The organism is Pantoea sp. JGM49 (assembly GCF_018257655.1).
Taxonomy (GTDB): domain Bacteria; phylum Pseudomonadota; class Gammaproteobacteria; order Enterobacterales; family Enterobacteriaceae; genus Pantoea; species Pantoea communis.
In genome coordinates this window covers 38,548-53,531 of record NZ_JAERJM010000018.1, presented here as the reverse complement: position 1 = coordinate 53,531, position 14,984 = coordinate 38,548, and the positions used below count along the sequence as shown (strand labels likewise).

Annotated in this window: 20 protein-coding genes; 18 read left to right on the top strand and 2 right to left on the bottom strand. The window is 57.3% G+C overall.

Annotation, left to right across the window (positions count from 1 at the left end; all coding sequences use genetic code 11):
* The first annotated feature begins 58 nt into the window (after nucleotides 1-58).
* The 4 genes from JK231_RS23065 to JK231_RS23050 all read left to right on the top strand — a co-directional run bounded on the left by JK231_RS23065 (nucleotide 59) and on the right by JK231_RS23050 (nucleotide 2,676).
* A complete protein-coding gene (locus JK231_RS23065) occupies nucleotides 59-421 on the top strand; it encodes a hypothetical protein (protein WP_211729662.1) in 363 nt (120 codons plus the stop codon).
* Nucleotides 422-1,130: 709 nt separating this feature from the next.
* Complete coding sequence (locus JK231_RS23060) at nucleotides 1,131-1,505, top strand: hypothetical protein (RefSeq protein WP_211729661.1); 375 nt, start codon at nucleotides 1,131-1,133, stop codon at nucleotides 1,503-1,505.
* Nucleotides 1,506-1,595: 90 nt separating this feature from the next.
* Nucleotides 1,596-1,748 carry a succinate dehydrogenase flavoprotein subunit gene (locus JK231_RS23055; RefSeq protein WP_211729660.1) on the top strand — a complete coding sequence of 51 codons (153 nt, stop codon included), beginning with the start codon at nucleotides 1,596-1,598 and terminating at the stop codon, nucleotides 1,746-1,748.
* A 67-nt stretch (nucleotides 1,749-1,815) separates the two neighbouring features.
* Nucleotides 1,816-2,676, top strand: a complete 861-nt coding sequence (locus JK231_RS23050; RefSeq protein WP_211729659.1) for an LPD29 domain-containing protein — start codon at nucleotides 1,816-1,818, stop codon at nucleotides 2,674-2,676.
* Between the two features lie 246 nt (nucleotides 2,677-2,922).
* Here JK231_RS23050 and JK231_RS23045 read toward each other — a convergent pair whose 3' ends face one another.
* Entirely contained in the window at nucleotides 2,923-3,423 is a 501-nt protein-coding gene (locus JK231_RS23045; RefSeq protein WP_249221806.1) for a lytic transglycosylase domain-containing protein, read from the bottom strand.
* Between the two features lie 415 nt (nucleotides 3,424-3,838).
* On the opposite strand from JK231_RS23045, the gene JK231_RS23040 reads away from it, so the two are divergent.
* Nucleotides 3,839-4,240, top strand: a complete 402-nt coding sequence (locus JK231_RS23040; RefSeq protein WP_211729658.1) for a relaxosome protein TraM — start codon at nucleotides 3,839-3,841, stop codon at nucleotides 4,238-4,240.
* Between the two features lie 43 nt (nucleotides 4,241-4,283).
* Here the strand turns inward: JK231_RS23040 and JK231_RS23035 are convergent, their stop codons facing one another.
* Nucleotides 4,284-5,696 (bottom strand): helix-turn-helix domain-containing protein, encoded by a 1,413-nt coding sequence (locus JK231_RS23035; protein WP_211729657.1) that lies wholly within the window; start codon nucleotides 5,694-5,696, stop codon nucleotides 4,284-4,286.
* A 285-nt stretch (nucleotides 5,697-5,981) separates the two neighbouring features.
* On the opposite strand from JK231_RS23035, the gene JK231_RS23030 reads away from it, so the two are divergent.
* From JK231_RS23030 to JK231_RS22970, 13 genes are read left to right on the top strand one after another with little or no spacing between them, the layout of a single operon-like run.
* On the top strand, nucleotides 5,982-6,311 hold the full coding sequence (locus JK231_RS23030) for a type IV conjugative transfer system pilin TraA (RefSeq protein ID WP_211729656.1): 330 nt from the start codon (nucleotides 5,982-5,984) through the stop codon (nucleotides 6,309-6,311).
* A 9-nt stretch (nucleotides 6,312-6,320) separates the two neighbouring features.
* Nucleotides 6,321-6,617, top strand: coding sequence for a type IV conjugative transfer system protein TraL (gene traL / locus JK231_RS23025; protein WP_211729655.1), 297 nt, complete (start codon nucleotides 6,321-6,323; stop codon nucleotides 6,615-6,617).
* Nucleotides 6,618-6,634: 17 nt separating this feature from the next.
* Nucleotides 6,635-7,207, top strand: coding sequence for a TraE/TraK family type IV conjugative transfer system protein (locus tag JK231_RS23020; RefSeq protein WP_211729654.1), 573 nt, complete (start codon nucleotides 6,635-6,637; stop codon nucleotides 7,205-7,207).
* Complete coding sequence (locus JK231_RS23015; RefSeq protein WP_211729653.1) at nucleotides 7,200-7,946, top strand: type-F conjugative transfer system secretin TraK; 747 nt, start codon at nucleotides 7,200-7,202, stop codon at nucleotides 7,944-7,946. The genes JK231_RS23020 and JK231_RS23015 overlap by 8 nt, the downstream gene beginning before the upstream one ends.
* Nucleotides 7,936-9,291, top strand: coding sequence for a TrbI/VirB10 family protein (locus JK231_RS23010; protein ID WP_211729652.1), 1,356 nt, complete (start codon nucleotides 7,936-7,938; stop codon nucleotides 9,289-9,291). The genes JK231_RS23015 and JK231_RS23010 overlap by 11 nt, the downstream gene beginning before the upstream one ends.
* Entirely contained in the window at nucleotides 9,288-9,629 is a 342-nt protein-coding gene (locus tag JK231_RS23005) for a hypothetical protein (protein WP_211729651.1), read from the top strand. The genes JK231_RS23010 and JK231_RS23005 overlap by 4 nt, the downstream gene beginning before the upstream one ends.
* Nucleotides 9,622-9,783: a zeta toxin family protein gene (locus JK231_RS23000; RefSeq protein ID WP_211729650.1), complete on the top strand. Its 162-nt coding sequence runs from the start codon at nucleotides 9,622-9,624 to the stop codon at nucleotides 9,781-9,783. Before JK231_RS23005 ends, JK231_RS23000 begins: the two co-directional genes overlap by 8 nt.
* A complete protein-coding gene (traV, locus tag JK231_RS22995) occupies nucleotides 9,776-10,324 on the top strand; it encodes a type IV conjugative transfer system lipoprotein TraV (RefSeq protein WP_211729649.1) in 549 nt (182 codons plus the stop codon). The genes JK231_RS23000 and traV overlap by 8 nt, the downstream gene beginning before the upstream one ends.
* Before the next feature lie 7 nt (nucleotides 10,325-10,331).
* A complete protein-coding gene (gene traC / locus JK231_RS22990; protein WP_211729648.1) occupies nucleotides 10,332-12,938 on the top strand; it encodes a type IV secretion system protein TraC in 2,607 nt (868 codons plus the stop codon).
* A complete protein-coding gene (locus tag JK231_RS22985; protein ID WP_211729647.1) occupies nucleotides 12,935-13,288 on the top strand; it encodes a TrbI F-type domain-containing protein in 354 nt (117 codons plus the stop codon). Before traC ends, JK231_RS22985 begins: the two co-directional genes overlap by 4 nt.
* A gap of 34 nt (nucleotides 13,289-13,322) precedes the next feature.
* Nucleotides 13,323-13,514 carry a hypothetical protein gene (locus JK231_RS22980; protein WP_211729646.1) on the top strand — a complete coding sequence of 64 codons (192 nt, stop codon included), beginning with the start codon at nucleotides 13,323-13,325 and terminating at the stop codon, nucleotides 13,512-13,514.
* Between the two features lie 10 nt (nucleotides 13,515-13,524).
* Nucleotides 13,525-14,181, top strand: coding sequence for a type-F conjugative transfer system protein TraW (gene traW, locus JK231_RS22975; RefSeq protein WP_211729645.1), 657 nt, complete (start codon nucleotides 13,525-13,527; stop codon nucleotides 14,179-14,181).
* 11 nt (nucleotides 14,182-14,192) lie between these two features.
* Nucleotides 14,193-14,984 (top strand): DsbA family protein, encoded by a 792-nt coding sequence (locus JK231_RS22970; protein WP_211729644.1) that lies wholly within the window; start codon nucleotides 14,193-14,195, stop codon nucleotides 14,982-14,984.

The following is a 14,984-nucleotide window of genomic DNA, read 5'->3' as shown; positions in this document are numbered from 1 at the left end:
AATTCCGCGACGAACTCGGGGCCTCACAGAAACACCGATCCACTTGCAGGAGATCAATATGTCTACAGGACCCATTCTGTCACCGGATACACAACCAGTAAACCCCGCCATCAGCGGGTCAGATGAACCCGTCACCATGAGCGTGATCGAAGAGATTGCCGCGACGGCAGAGGGAACAGAGCGACCCGCGCTTATCTGGGGCAATACGGACAGGGCGACCACGGCGGCGGAAGCGCTGTGTGTATTTGCCCGCAGGACCGGCCTCGATGGCCGGGGTGATGATGTGTTTACGGCGGTTCAGGACCTGATCGCCAACCTGATGCACCTGTGTGAACAGGAAGGCATTACCGGAGAGGGCGTGACGTTTGCATCGCTGGTCAGCCTCGCGGAGATGCATTATCAGGCTGAGCTGCAGGAGTGACCAACGCGTCATAAAGGGGCCTGCGGGTCCCGTATGCGTCAGTCAGGGCGGCAAAAGGCGGGCGGCCCTGCGGGCCGGAAAAACCCGGTGCTGACGCACCGGCTCTCACCCTTCGCCTGCGCTTTCTCCCGGGGGCTGATCTTCTCTGCGTCTTCTTTCCTTTCTTCCTGCTGCAGTCATTCTGCTTTCGCTTTTTCTTCTGCCGGAATTTCCCCTGAATGACTACCCCCATAAGGTCACGGACCATGGCCCCCTTCGGCTCCCCGGCAGGCCGGGTCGTCGAGCCCTACTGCGCTAACCGGCACAGCCGGTAAGCTCCGCCGGACCGCAAAGGGACGCGTTCCGGGCCTGACGGCTAGGGTCTGATGGCTGAGAGTCAACCCCTGCAGCGGGCGGGCGCCCGCGCGTTCACTGGCCACAAAAAGCCGTGGCCGCTGAGGGCCGGACCGGCAGAGCCGTCCGGGGTGTGTTCATGCCGTTTTCGCGCGCGGTGGCGCTGTTCCGGCCATTCCAGGCGCGGAGGGCTTTTCGTTGCACCGCCGGTTCGTGCAGAAAGGGGTGAAATGCACGCCGGTAAAAACTTTTTGCCAGGTGCCGCAAAAACTTTTTGCCGTCGCCCCTTTATGCCCTCTCTTCGTCGATGCTCCTTTGCCCTTCGCCGCGACTGGATCGACCGAAACATGACAACCCACCTCAGAGGAGAAATGCCATGAACACACACAACGTCAACGTCAACACCGCCACGCCAGAATCTCCCAAAACATGGGTGAAGGGCGACCCGATCCCGGGCCTCAGTGCGGAGGTGGCGGAAAATCTGGCCAGTCTGAATGCGCTGAGCGGCATGAAGCTGACCCGTGCGGAAATGCGCGAATTTCTGCATGTTTCCCTGCATTACCTGATGGAGGCGCTTTACCGGACACAGGTCGGGAACATGCTGCCGCAGGCGTCCATGCGGGCGCTGGTTGAGGCTGCGCACATTGTGCATGACGGCTTTGGCGAGGCGGGGGATGTGCTGTGGGGTAACGCGTGCAGCCGTCTCAAAGACTGGCTTACGAAAGGCCGGACGGGCGAACAACAGGCGTAAAAAAAGCGGGGCCTTAACCCCCGCTTTCCTCACGGTCGGGCGTTTTAGCGCCGCCTGACCTTATCAAAAACAATGACTCAGGAGAGTTTTATGATTTCTGACAGCGACATCCTCGCACAGGCGCGCGCCTTTGTATACGGGCTGAAGGGCGGACAGGGCGTACACGTGCCCGCGATGACCTTCAGGCAGTGGCCGCGTTTTATGCGGCTGGTGCATCAGCTGCAGGCCGTCACCCCGGAATAACCCGCAGGGGCCACCTCCTGAGAGGTGGACAGCAGAAACCTTTACACGCATAGCAGAGGTACAGAACATGAACATGTCACAGACAATGAAGCGCGCGCTGGTTCCCGGTCAGGTCGTTTATTCGATTCTTTATAATCGCGGTCGCGGCGTTATTGTGTCCATCCAGGGCGAGCAGAAACCGGCGTCAGTGGGATCGCTTTCTGGCGTGGTTTCGTACGGTGGAAATGCGACCTTTAATATTGCCTTTGAAAACGGTGATATTACGCGCGGCCTTCCTGAAAGCATTCTGTACGGCAGACAGTGGCAGATATTCGATGAAATTAAATCGCCAGCGGAAACAGCAGAAATACTGAAAAATGCAGAGGAAGAAGAGCAGCGCCGCAGGCAGGAGAGTGAAGAAGAAGCCCGGCAGTTTAAGGCAGAATGTGAGCGGCTGAAGTCAGCGCCCGAATATTCTCAGTTGTCGCAGGAAAAAAAAGGAGCCTTGCAGGTCACCGGTAATTTACGCCGCGAGCTTAAAGCAGCGTTCCCGGGAGTGAAGTTTTCAGTAAGAAAACGCGGCTATGACAGCGTCAGCGTGAACTGGACGGACGGTCCGACCGAAGAGCAGGTTAAAAGTATTACGGGTAAATACCGCGACAGTTATTTTGACGGCATGCAGGATATGTCTGTTTCCTGTTCTTCGCCGTTCAATGAAATTTATGGCGGAGTTGGCTGCGTTTTTGTGGACCGTGAATATTCGGACAGTATGAAAAAAAGAGGCATCGGGATCCTCAAGGTGAAATATGATCACCTGATTGGAGACGAAGAAATTACGCTTTCCCGTTATAATGCCGGAGAACTTTACAACGTCCGACCGGACTACTTTGGACACGGGGGCGGTGTGCAGGGTGAAATAAATAAAATTTTGTCAGTTACCACTGAGTAGTCAGTCGGGAGCCTTCGGGCTCCTTTTTTTATCCTTCTGCCATGCTCTCTAATTTTTAATCGTGAGTGCATCCGGATCATCGTTGTTTGCTGAGGGTGGGGATCTTTATTCCTTGATAGCCCGCCCCGCGCCACTGAAAAAAATCGCTCCTGCCTGAAAGGCCAAATCATCAGGAAAAGTCCGGACTTATTATTGCGTTCAGGTAATCAATGCGTATTTAAATCGCTCTGACCCGCATCGGCTATATCATTGCGGAAAGGCGACGCGCGGGATTTTACCTGCCTTGATACCTTTGTAATGACCGTCAATGAGCATAGCGTAATTGTAACGGTTCTGGATGGTGACCGGGATATTTTTCATCCCCGCGTTGTACATGCCGACCGCCAGCCAGTTCGTGCCGTACTGATTGAAATTACGGCGCAGCAGCATCGCGCCGATGTAAATATTCAGGCACGGATCGGACATCAGCTTATCCCGGTTAAGGCCGGGGTACTCTTTCTGCAATCCCCGCATGGTAACGGAATTAATCTGCATAAGGCCGTAATCGCTGCTGCCGGGTTTTCCGTTACTGGTGACATTCGTATTAACGGCCCGGGGGTTGTAGCGGGATTCCTGCCACGCTATAGCGCGTAGATAATCGGGATCGATGGAATACCATTGTCCTGCATTAATAAAGCAGTCTGCGCGCGCGCTGGCGTTTAAAATGCCTGTTGCCAGCAGGGCCGCAGCGCACATAAATAAGCGCATTGCCGCTCCTGATTTGAAAAGTTCTGGGGTGCCGGTACATCCAATAATATCATAAGAAAGTGTTTTTTACACACCACTCGCAAAATTATTTATGCAATATTATGCGTTAAAAAACAGTGAGTTAGTTAAATTTTGTAGAAATATTACCCAGCGAAAGGATTGCTACACAGTGTTTAGCAAGTGCCCGAACTGTGTTTCGGGTGTAACTTTGTAGTGTCTATAACAAAATCAGTGGCTTATACATGAAAAGTTATAACTTGTGTCTACGCAGGCACTTGATATACCCTTCTGAGTTACTGCGCAGTGTTCAATAATGATGGTTTTTTGACCCCCCGTTTTCAGTGGAGAGTTACATCCAGTTGTTGAAGCTAAGCATGGTCACTATTTACACATACTATTAAAGCGAGGAAATAATATGTCAGAGGCTGCAAGATCCAAAACCAACAGGGTTAATCTCACCGTTCCTTTTTCATTAATAGAGAAGGTTGATCATCACGTTGAGAAAAGACTTGAAGATGGAGAGTCACGAGAAACTGCTAATCGCTCTGCTTTTGTGATGGAAATGTTCAAACTCGGTCTTCGTGTTTATGAAAATAAGATTAATAAAGATGCCTCCGAGAAGACCCTGGACCAGAAACTGGAGTTTATTGCTAAAAATGTTCTTGTTAGTGGATTCATAACTGACGCCATTTTCGGCATACAAAAGGAAACAGTCGATCCCAGTAAAGTTGTTAAAAACGAGATGATGTTAGATCCAGAATGGGTCAAGGCAGTTAATGAGCGAGTGGCAGGGAAATTACAGGAATATTTCAAGTAATGCTATTGAGGGCCGAAATCCGGCCCTGCTGTTCTACCCGAAATCAATCTTCTTTCTTCTTTTTAGCCTCGCGAGCTTCCTTTCTGCGAAGCTTTTCTTCCTCTTCCTTTTGAGCCGCCCGGATATAACGACGCAGCGTCAGCGCATTTATACCGTACTGCTTATAAATTTGCACTCGCGTGTGTCCACCCTTCAGAACGGCATTGACAGCCTGATCCCTGTCTCGTTTGGAAAGCGGATTTCGGTTGTCATATTTAACCCGCATCTTCTTCGTTTCAGGCGCGTTCTTTTTTTCTTTCCACGCTTTTTTAACTACCCCAATGCTGACCCCGAGAATATCTGCGGTCGCCTGAAGCGTCTTACCCTGCATCCTGAGCCTGACTACACTTTCATAAACTTCAGGCGGAATCACGCGATAATCATCGCTGTGACCCACGTATTTAATCAGGGTATCGGTGGTAATGCTGAATTCACTGAGAATATCCTTTCTCAGGGTTCCTTCGGCGAGTTTTTTCTTAATAACCTCAACGTCTTTTTTACTGAGCTTTCTGTCGCGCTTTTCTTCGAAGAGTACAAGGCCATCACGGAAGGCGATTTTTTTGACCGCATTATATACCGCCGCCCGGCTTAATCCGCAGGCCTCTTCTATCTGATTAAGCGTTTTCTTTGGCTCGCCATGATACATATCGGAGACCATCTGCCATTGAAGCCATCGATATTCCATGGCGGACATCCCGCGACGGATTTTTATCAGCTTGTACACGTAGGCCTCAGAGCACTTCATCTCAGCGCATATTTCTTTTACACGTCTTCCCTGAAGAAGCAACTGCAGGACTTTATCTGCATCAGGCGAATCAGAGCGTTTCTTTCGTCCTTTTGATGGCGAAATAATTTCGCTTTTCTCACCCTCATCCGATAATGATCCCTGCGCAGGCGCTTCCTGTTTGCTTATTATTTTTGTCTGTACTTCGCCGGTCAGTCTGACGGGGCTGCCCGTCAGTATGGGGTTATTTGCAACATCCTCATCCGGTGCATCCTGCGCGGTGACCATGACCGATTTTTCTAATCCGGTCTTCAGCCTTCCCGCCTGCCATAAATTAACGCCCGGCCGGGGAAGGGGAGCCAGAAATTCCTGGCTTAATAATATCCAGATTTCCGGATCGGCCCGGCCAGTATCACTGCGAATGAATGTGCGGGCCCGTTCAGAAAAGGCTGCTGCAAGTCTGCCGGGTATGCGGCGGCTCAGGTAAATCAGAAAGGGAATGGTCACCACGCGGCAGGCATACCACCGGCGTCCCATCGCTTCAACCTCAAACCATCCGGGGTCCCGCGCGTAATGAAAAAGGGCTTCCTGAGTCAGCTTCCATAAGGCTTCCTCATCATTTGTCCTAAAAAATGCCGCAGCTATCCCTGCCGGACTGGCCATATGAAGCATCAATTCTGCTGGCAGCGTCATTCAGTTCTCTACTTTATTCAGTCAGTTATCTGTGTGTACAAGCGGATTCATTCTTTACGATAAAATAAATAGATCAGTAAGATCAATAACTTATATTGAAGTTGGGGATCTGTGAGCGTAAAAAAGCGTCAGCCAGTTAAGAAACCGTAAGTTTCTGTAGCTTTATGCTTAATCCGTAAAGGAGGTGTAACAGGACAACTGAAAATTTGACTTACTGCCTTATCGGCAGCTGAACGAGATAATTTAACCGACTGATCATTATAACCCTAACCAAGGAATTTACCTATGAAGGGCGCATTAACTACGTGCTTTAAGTACTGCCGCAAGGCAGGGGCGGTAGCGTGGCAGAAACTGAATCGTCTCACGCTGCTTTCTTCCATCACGATCCTGTCCGTTCCGGCCTTCCAGGCGCACGCTGAAGACCTGTTCTCAGGCGGTAAAACAACCATCTCGGATACGTTCGGGAGTGGATCTACCGTGGTGTGGATTCTTTATATAATTGAGATACTTGCGGCTGTTTTCACCTACGTGAAGACGAAGAACCTGGCCATGTTCGGGGGCATTGCTGCGGTGATGGTGTTTATTAACGTTGCCTTCGGCATCATTCCAACTTAAGCCGAGCTTATGGAAAAACGTAACCGGTTTCAATATGCGGCTACGTTTTCCGAGCAAAGGCGCTTCGTGGGGCTTCCACCGGATGAGTTTTTTGTCTACGTGCCGCTGGCACTGCTGGCCATCTTTCTCAACATGTGGATTTTCGGCCCCACGCTCTTAGCCGCCGTGGTTGGAATACGTCACCTCAAGAAAGGCCGCGGATCTCAGTATCTTCTCAACCTCGCGTACTGGTGCCTGCCCACCTCAGTGATGCGCTTTTTCATCGGCATCCTGCCCGAAAGCTACAAACGGCACTGGGTCGCCTGACCCTTACCGGAGACATCATGGAATACAAGCTGCGCTCTGCGGGCAACCGCAATATGGCCGTGGCCATTATGGTGCTGCTCGTTATCACCATTCTTGCGCTGGTCCTCTGCTGGCGCATTTACATCGATAACCGGGCGCTGATGAATCAGCTCGTCAGCAACCGGCAGACCATTGTGGTGCCCTACGGCGCCGACACGCCGTTCAGCTTCACGGGAGAGCGCGGCGACGCCCGCTACCTGCGCCTTATGGCGCTGGCGTGGCTGAACCTTCGCCTCAACATCACCGACAGCAATGCGGATGCGAGCCATGAAATGCTGCTCGCCGCCGCCTGCGACGGCGCGGATAAAGCCCTGAAGGGCGTGCTGGCCGACGAGGCTTCGCGCGTAAAGGGCAACAGCGGCGGGTCGGTGTTCTATCCCAGAGATTTTGGCGTCTGGCCTGATAAAGGCATCGTTGATATCAGCGGCGACCTGCAGCTCAACTACGGCCTGCATGACGCCCGTCCTGTTAAAAAGCACTATCGCATCCGCACGGACACCCGCAATAACCGTCTCTGCTGGAGCGCGTTCCTGGAGGTTCCCGATGCTTAAAACCCTTGCCCAGTCCGCTGCCCCGTTGCTTCTCTTTCTGCTGGCGGGTGCCCTGATGAACCGGGCTTCAGCCGAACAGCTGACCCTGAACCCCGGCGCCCGCGTGAATGCGGCAGTGAGCAACAACAACCCGAACTACCTGCGCGTCAGCGACGACCGCATCCTCAGCGTCCAGGCCGCGCAGGGCGTGATCAGCGCTAAATCGCCCACGCCGGAAGGCGCGATTGTGTTCTCCACCGTTACCGATAAGCCCTTCACCCTGTTTGTACAGACGGCGTCGGGCTTTGCGTTTTCTCTGCAGGCCACCCCCGGCAAGCGGGCAGGGCTGAGTCTGACGGTGGATAACCGCGAGGTGCAGGGCACGGAAGAGGCACGGGCGTTCGAGCAGAAGCAGGACACCTACAGCGCGCTGATCAGCGGCCTGGTGGGGCGCTTTATCAACAACCGCAAGCCTGAAGGCTACGTGTTCAGCAAGAACACCGACGTTCCGGTGAGCGGGGCGGTAAGCAGCGCGTTTGCCCTGCGTCCGGTGACGGCCTGGCAGGGTGACCGCGTCCGCATCGTGCGCACGGAGCTGACCAGCCTGTCGTCGCAGCGCCTGCGACTGAGCGAGCGCTACTTCTGGAGCCCGGGCGTGATGGCGGTGGCGTTCCACCCGCAGCTGGATGCGCTGGAGCCGGGCGCGAAGGTTTCCGTCATCACCGTGTTCCGCACGAAGGGAGGCGCCGATGAACATTAACCGCCTCATCCAGGGCAAGCAGCGCCGGCTGATGACCTACATTGCCGGGGCGGTGGTGCTGGTTATCGTCGGCCTCTGGCTGGCCAACCGGGGCGCGTCCGGTCACGCGTCGAAAAAGGCGGACAAGGCGGAAGTCACTGCCGCCGAGCCCAACCTGACCGGCGGATCCGTCACCAACTCGTTTGACGGTGCGGGGCAGGGCTCGCTGCTGGTCAGCGCGCAGAACCGTGAAAAGGAGGCGCGCGAGCAGCTGGCCGGGATGCAGAAGGACTTTAAATCACTGAAGGACCAGATGTCGGACGTGATGAGCAACAACCAGTCGCTGCAGAAGACCGTGGGCGAGCTGATGGACAAGCTGAAGGAGCAGCAGAATCCGCCAAAGCAGGGCGGGTCCGCACAGGCTGGCGGCAATGCGCCTCCGCGTGCCGAATACGCTTTTTCACCTCCGGCGCCGCAGCCGGGGCAGATTGACAGCGCAACGTTCGACTATTCGCAGTTTGAGCCAAAGGCAAAGGACACCTCTTTCTGGGTCCCCACCGGCACCTTCTCTGACGCCATCGTCATTGAGGGCGCGGACGCTAACGCCTCAGTGCGCGGCGAAAACAATCTCGTTCCGATGCAGTTCAAGCTTAAGGGGCTGGCGCACCTGCCGGGCAACAACAAGCTGGTGCACCTCGACAACTGTTTCGTGACGGCAGCGGCCTACGGCGATATTTCCAGCGAACGCGCAATCGTCCAGCTGCAGCGCCTTTCCTGCATCATCGACGGCAAGCACATCGATCAGGCCGTTAAGGGGCACGTGGCCTTTTACGGCAAGAACGGCATCAAGGGCGTGCCGGTCATGCGCAACGGAAAAATCCTCGGGCTGGCGTTTACCGCCGGTGCGCTGGGCGGGCTCGGTCAGAGCGCCTCGCAGGTAGGCCAGACGGTCACCGGTATTGGCGCCACCAGTTCCATCAGCGGCGGTGAGGTGGCGCGCGGGGCGATTGGCGGTGGCGTGGGCAAAGCGGCCGACAAGCTGGCCGATTACTACATCGAACGCGCCGAGCAGTATCACCCCATCATCCCGATTGGCGCGGCTAACCGCGTGGAAGTGGTGTTTATCGAAGGTTTCCGCGCGAAGTTCATCGAGGACGAGGAGGCGGCGAAGCTCGCAAAAGAGCAGAAGCGTACCGGCGGCGAATCGCAGGATACGCAGACGCAGGCGCGGGGCAACAGCGGCCTGCCGCCTGACCTGGTCGGGCGCCTGGGGGATGCCACCCGCCTGAACGTGAACGACTTTGTGGCACCCGTCAGCGGCAACGGCGGACAGCAGCGGGCGACCCCGCAGGGCGTGGCGCAATGACGGCGGGCAAGATGCGTATGGCGCACGCCGAGCACTGTGGCTGGATGGTGTTCACCGAACGCAACGTGACCTGCTTTGGACGTGAGGCGGACGGCCGCGTCGCCGGGCTGCAGGCGATGGGCTTTGGCGTCAAAAAGCTCTACTGCAAGCCCGGCCTCATCCCTGATGACGGCTACGTGGCGCTCTTTGGCGAAACGCTGCGCCGCCTGCTGGAAGTGTCTCCCGGCGACACCTTTGCGCTGGGGCTGCTGTCCCGTCTGGGCACCAGCGGCAAAAACGGCGACCTCTTTATCGACTTTACCGAAGTGACTGACCTCAACGGAGATCACCATGAATAACCCCTTTGATGAACGCGATACGTCACCTGAACAGGGTGCTCAGCCTGCACATTACATGGTCACCGGACAGACCGGCGCCGGGAAAAGCACGCTGATGATGAATCTGTACAAGCCGTTTCTGACTCCCCCTGAAGACGGAGAAAATCATGAATAAAGTACGCTTCCTCACCCCCTTTGCGCTGGCCGCTCTGCTCAGCGGCTGCGCGGGCATGAACAGCGAGTTTGAGTTTGATAAGCCGGCGAAAGATACCGGCGTCTGGATGTCGCAGGCCGACGATATGTCTGCGGGCAGCAGCGGTAACGCTCCCGCTGCAACCGGTGCCGGCATGACCGGCGCGGGCATCCGCCTTGATGACTACCGCCTGATTGATACCGGCAACATCCGGCTGGATCCGCAGGGCGAAGCGCCGGGCAGCGGACAGAACTGGCGCGAGGGGATACCGGTTCGCGTAGCGTCAGCCGGCACGGTACGCCCTTTCACGCGTGATAACGGCGCGCTGCGTCCTGCGGGTAACCAGACGGCTTACTGCAGTGCGGCGCACTGCTTCCCGGAACCGTCCGCCGCGTTTCGCCGTCCCGACGGCGTGGCGCGCATCTGGATCGCGCCTTACGTTTCCCCGGACAACAGCGTCCACATGGGGGAGGTGATTTACAGCGTTTCCGGTCACGGCGACTGGAACGGCATTCTGATGTGAGGTCTGCATGAAACTACCTAAAGGCCTGCGCTTTGACCCCCTGAACGTGGTGGAGACGGTGGCGGGGATCCTCGGCGAGCGCGACACCACCGGCGAGACGCGGGAAAAGCTGCAGGAAATGGACTTCCCGCACATCCGGGACCTGCTGCCCTATAAGGATTACGACAGCGAGAGTCAGATCTGGGTTAACAAAACGTCCGTGGGATTTGTGGTGGAGTCGCAGCCGCTTATCGGCGCCAACGAAAAGCTCGCCGACAGCCTGGAGTACCTGCTGCGCGACGTAGCGCCCCGGGATATTCCGCTGCAGGTGATGCTGGTCTCCAGTCGTGCGGTTAAAGAGCAGGTTCAGCACGGGCTGAAAAACTTTGCCTGGCAGGGGCACCGCGCGGGTGAGTGTAATGACATTACCGCACGCTTTTACCTGAACGGCGCGCGTTACACCTACGGCAACGGTCTTGATCATCCGCTGACCCTGCGCGACTACCGCCTGTTTTTCATCTGGGCGACGCCGGTCAAGAACGCTACCGACACGGACCTTATCCGCGTGCGCGACGTCCGGCGAAACCTCCTGAACGCCCTTAACGCGGCGGATATCTGGTCCTCCGCCATCGGCGTGACCGAATTCAGCAGCGTGCTGCGCGAGTTTCTGAACCACGACCCGGCGCGGCTTGAGCGCTACGACAGCAACTATGACCCGTCGGCGGACCTCAGTACGCAGTTCGTTGACCGCACCACGTCCTGGCGCGTAAAGCCCTCGCACATCCGCATCGAGGGCAGCGATCGTCAGAGCCGGCACTTTGCCGCACGCATGGTGAACCTGAACCTCGACACCAACCCACAGGAGCACTATCTGTGGCAGAACGGCAATATCATTCAGGACCTGATGTCGCCGACCAACGGCATTCCGTGCCCCTTCATCTTTACGATGGTGCTCACCACCGAGGACCAGATGAAAAGCCAGGGGGAGGCCAACGCGAAGTTTCTGGCGCTGGACTCGCGCGTGAACACCAGTTACGCCAAGTACATTCCGGCCACCAAACGCCAGCACGCGGAGTGGAGCGACGCCCGCACCCGGCTGCTGGCCAACCAGACGTCGCTGACCAGCTACTTCTGCGGGCTGACGCTGTTCTGCCCGGATGACGATGACCTGACGTCGCGCTACACCGAAAAGGCGCGCAACGCCTGCGCCGCGCAGGGGCTGCGCTTTGTGCGCGCGGACTTTATGCAGCTGCGCAACCTGCTGGCGACCGTACCCTTTGCGATGACGGACAAAAAGCTGCGCGGCGACTGCCGCAAGACCGGCGCCATCCAGCGCTCTGAAACGTTCCACGCGGTGAACCTGATGCCGGTCATCGGCGATAACAAGCTGTGCGCCTCGGGCATCCTCATTCCGAGCTACCGCAATCAGGTCGCGTTTATCGACGTGTTCGATGAGAGCCTGCCTAACACCAACTTTAACTGGTTTATGTCGGGCACTTCAGGGGCGGGCAAATCGGTGCTGGCCAACTCCATTGCACGCTCGGTGCTCGACAAGGGCGGCACGGTGGCGGTGCAGGACATCGGGGATTCCTACAAGGCGGCCTGCAGCAGCCTGGGGGGCACCTACATTAACGGCGAGTCGCTGCGGTTCAATCCGTTTGCCAACGTCACGAACATCACCCTCGCCGCCGAGCGCATCCGCGACCAGCTGTGCATTCTGGCCAGCCCCAACGGCCTGCTCGATGAGGTGCACGAGTCGCTGATTCTGGAGGCCATCACCGAGTCATGGCCGCAATACCATCAGGATATGCGCATCGACCACGTCATTGACTATTTGAAGGCGCGGCAGGCGGAAATCACCCGCGAACACTCGTCGCTGATTGGCGGGCGTATTGATGAGATCACCACGCTGCTCAGCAAGTACAGCACGCGGGGCATTTACGGCCATTTCTTCAACTCGTCAGAACCCACGCTCAAGCCTGACCTGCAGTTCGTGGTCACCGAGCTGGGCGACCTGCGCAAGCAGCAGGATCTGCTCTCGGCCATTCTGTTCACCATCATGATCTGGAACGAAAACATGATGTACACCACGCCGAGGAGCCAGCGAAAGATGAACATCATTGATGAGGGCTGGAAGCTCCTCGGCGGCTCCAGCAAAAAAATCAAAGACTTCATCGAGGAGGGCTACCGTACCGCCCGCCGTCACAACGGCTCTTACGGCACGGTCACGCAGGCCATACGCGATAAGAACCTGTCCACGGCGGCGCTCGCGGCCTACGACAACAGCTCGTTCAAGTTCACGTGTATGCAGGACGCCAAGTCGTTCACCACCTTCCAGAAGGAGGAGCCGCACGCGTTCAGCGAGCTGGAGTGGGAGCTGATACGTAAGTTCCCGCCGGCGAAACAGGCCCGCTACAGCTCGTTCCTGCTGAGCGTCGGTGAGTACTCCAGCTTCCACCGCCTCATTCTCGATCCGCTGAGCGACGCGCTGTTTTCCTCAAAGGGCGACGACTTCACCTACCGCGAGCAGCGGCTGCGCGAAGGGGCGGACATTAAAGATGTTCTCTTTGAGATGGCCGAGAACGACGCGCACAAGCGCGACATCATCCACATGCTGCGGGAGATGCAACTTTGAACAGTAAACACCTTATTGCGGGTTGCGCCCTGTCGGTGGCCCTGAGCACGGGCGCCTGCGCGGCGGCCTGGTTCTTCTGGCTTAAGCCGCCGGAGCTGGTCACCTTCGACATGAAGGGCACCACCAACACGCTTATCCGGCAGGCGGCAAAGCTTGATCTGACCGAAGAGCAGCGCCACGCGCTGCTGTCGCGCTTCGACCGCAGCGTCACCACCGCCACCGGTGAATATGCCAGCGAGCACGGTGCGGCCATCCTGGTCAGCCCTGCCGTCGTCACCGGCCTCCCGGATGCCACCCCGGAAATTCAGGCACGCCTGGCGGAGCTGATGAAGGCCGGCTCACAGCAGTAACCCTGTCCGATCACCCCAACCCGGGAGCCTCCCGATGAAAAACACACTCAGTCCGGAAATGCTGGCCTGGCGTCAGGCGCACATCCGCTGCGCCGCGCTGAAGCTCCGCTACCGCAGGCTCTGCAGCCGCGCGGATACGCCATCGATGCTGCTGGCCGACACGCTCCGGCAGACCGAGTCCGCTCAGGCGGCCTGCCGCCGGATCAGAAAACCGCACACATCCTGAAGGAGCGGATATGTACAGCATTCCTTACCCCCGCCAGTGCCGGGCCGCGCTGCTTCTGCTCAGCCTCTCGCTGTCGCAGGCAGCCGGGGCCGCTGAGCTGGGCACTTTTGGCGATACCTGGGACATCCGCGAGCACAACCTCATCACCGTGCTGAAGCGGAACCTGGAGCAGCACTTTGCCGGTAAGTCGCAGGCGGAAATTGAACAGGAGATGCAGAAGAAGGTGGAGGACGAGGCGATGCGGCCGCCGCCGGTGGAAGGTATCACCACCGCGCGGGAGACGCGCAGCCGCCTGTTCGACCCGTCCTTTACGGTGCAGCGCGATATCGCCGATCAGAACGGCGTCGTGTTTGCCCATAAGGGGCAGAAGGTGAACCCGTTTGACGTCATTCCGGTGTTCGACGAGACCCTCTACTTCATTGACGCCGACGACGAACGTCAGATTGCCTGGGTGAAACAGCAGGTCCCGCAGACCACCACCTCACGCGTCATCCTGGTGAACGGCAACGTGCGCGACAGCGCAGACGCCCTCGGCAGCCGGGTCTACTTCGACCAGACCGGCAGCATCACGAAGAAATTCGGCATCACCCAGGTTCCTGCGGAAGTGAAGCAGGCGCCCGGTCAGAAACGCTTCCTTATTACTGAATTCGGTCTTCCTGACCGCTAACGGAGTCAGACATGAAAAAGTTAATCCTTGCCACCGCCCTGACCTTTGCCCTTGCGGGCCACGCTCTGGCGGATGCAGAGACCTTCACCAACGCCCAGAAGGCGCAGATTGGTCAGGTGGCCGCAGATTACCTGCGCGCTCACCCGGAAATCCTGATTGAAATGAGCCAGAAGCTGCAGGCGCAGGCGCAGAACAAACAGATGGCGTCGGCGGCGGGCGCCGCGCTCGACAACCAGGACGCGCTGCTGAACGACCCGACCTCCCCGGTGCTGCACCCGAAAGGCGACGTCGCGGTTATTCAGTTCTTTGACTATCAGTGCATCTACTGCGCCAAAGTCGCCCCGACCGTTGAGCAGTTCATCAGCAACAATCCTGACGTGCGCTTCATCTATAAGGAATGGCCTATCTTCGGCAGCCGCTGGCCGGCTTCCATTCAGGCGGCAAAGGTCGGTCTCTCGCTGTACAAAACGGGCGGGGCAGAGGTGTACCACCGCTATCACGCAGCGCTGTACGCCACCGGACATAACGAAGGAAAACTGCTGGATGCGGACATTCGCAGCGCGGCCGTGAAGGCCGGCATTACCTCGACGCCGAAGGCGCAGGTCGAGGCAATGGGCGAAGCGCTGGAAGCCAACAACGCGCTGGCCAGACGCCTCGGCATTCAGGGCACGCCCGCCTTCTTTATTATGCCGGTGAAAGGTGCGACCGCTGACAACGTCAGCGTCATCCCGGGGGCAACGAGTCTGGATGCGCTGCAGGCCGCCGTTGATAAAGCACGCGGCGGCGTGAAGCAAGGGGGCTGA

Coding starts and splice junctions, on each gene's coding strand:
- JK231_RS23065 (WP_211729662.1), top strand. CDS start 59: ATGTCTACAGGACCCATTCTGTCACCGGATACACAACCAGTAAACCCC.
- JK231_RS23060 (WP_211729661.1), top strand. CDS start 1,131: ATGAACACACACAACGTCAACGTCAACACCGCCACGCCAGAATCTCCC.
- JK231_RS23055 (WP_211729660.1), top strand. CDS start 1,596: ATGATTTCTGACAGCGACATCCTCGCACAGGCGCGCGCCTTTGTATAC.
- JK231_RS23050 (WP_211729659.1), top strand. CDS start 1,816: ATGAACATGTCACAGACAATGAAGCGCGCGCTGGTTCCCGGTCAGGTC.
- JK231_RS23045 (WP_249221806.1), bottom strand. CDS start 3,423: ATGCGCTTATTTATGTGCGCTGCGGCCCTGCTGGCAACAGGCATTTTA.
- JK231_RS23040 (WP_211729658.1), top strand. CDS start 3,839: ATGTCAGAGGCTGCAAGATCCAAAACCAACAGGGTTAATCTCACCGTT.
- JK231_RS23035 (WP_211729657.1), bottom strand. CDS start 5,696: ATGACGCTGCCAGCAGAATTGATGCTTCATATGGCCAGTCCGGCAGGG.
- JK231_RS23030 (WP_211729656.1), top strand. CDS start 5,982: ATGAAGGGCGCATTAACTACGTGCTTTAAGTACTGCCGCAAGGCAGGG.
- traL (WP_211729655.1), top strand. CDS start 6,321: ATGGAAAAACGTAACCGGTTTCAATATGCGGCTACGTTTTCCGAGCAA.
- JK231_RS23020 (WP_211729654.1), top strand. CDS start 6,635: ATGGAATACAAGCTGCGCTCTGCGGGCAACCGCAATATGGCCGTGGCC.
- JK231_RS23015 (WP_211729653.1), top strand. CDS start 7,200: ATGCTTAAAACCCTTGCCCAGTCCGCTGCCCCGTTGCTTCTCTTTCTG.
- JK231_RS23010 (WP_211729652.1), top strand. CDS start 7,936: ATGAACATTAACCGCCTCATCCAGGGCAAGCAGCGCCGGCTGATGACC.
- JK231_RS23005 (WP_211729651.1), top strand. CDS start 9,288: ATGACGGCGGGCAAGATGCGTATGGCGCACGCCGAGCACTGTGGCTGG.
- JK231_RS23000 (WP_211729650.1), top strand. CDS start 9,622: ATGAATAACCCCTTTGATGAACGCGATACGTCACCTGAACAGGGTGCT.
- traV (WP_211729649.1), top strand. CDS start 9,776: ATGAATAAAGTACGCTTCCTCACCCCCTTTGCGCTGGCCGCTCTGCTC.
- traC (WP_211729648.1), top strand. CDS start 10,332: ATGAAACTACCTAAAGGCCTGCGCTTTGACCCCCTGAACGTGGTGGAG.
- JK231_RS22980 (WP_211729646.1), top strand. CDS start 13,323: ATGAAAAACACACTCAGTCCGGAAATGCTGGCCTGGCGTCAGGCGCAC.
- traW (WP_211729645.1), top strand. CDS start 13,525: ATGTACAGCATTCCTTACCCCCGCCAGTGCCGGGCCGCGCTGCTTCTG.
- JK231_RS22970 (WP_211729644.1), top strand. CDS start 14,193: ATGAAAAAGTTAATCCTTGCCACCGCCCTGACCTTTGCCCTTGCGGGC.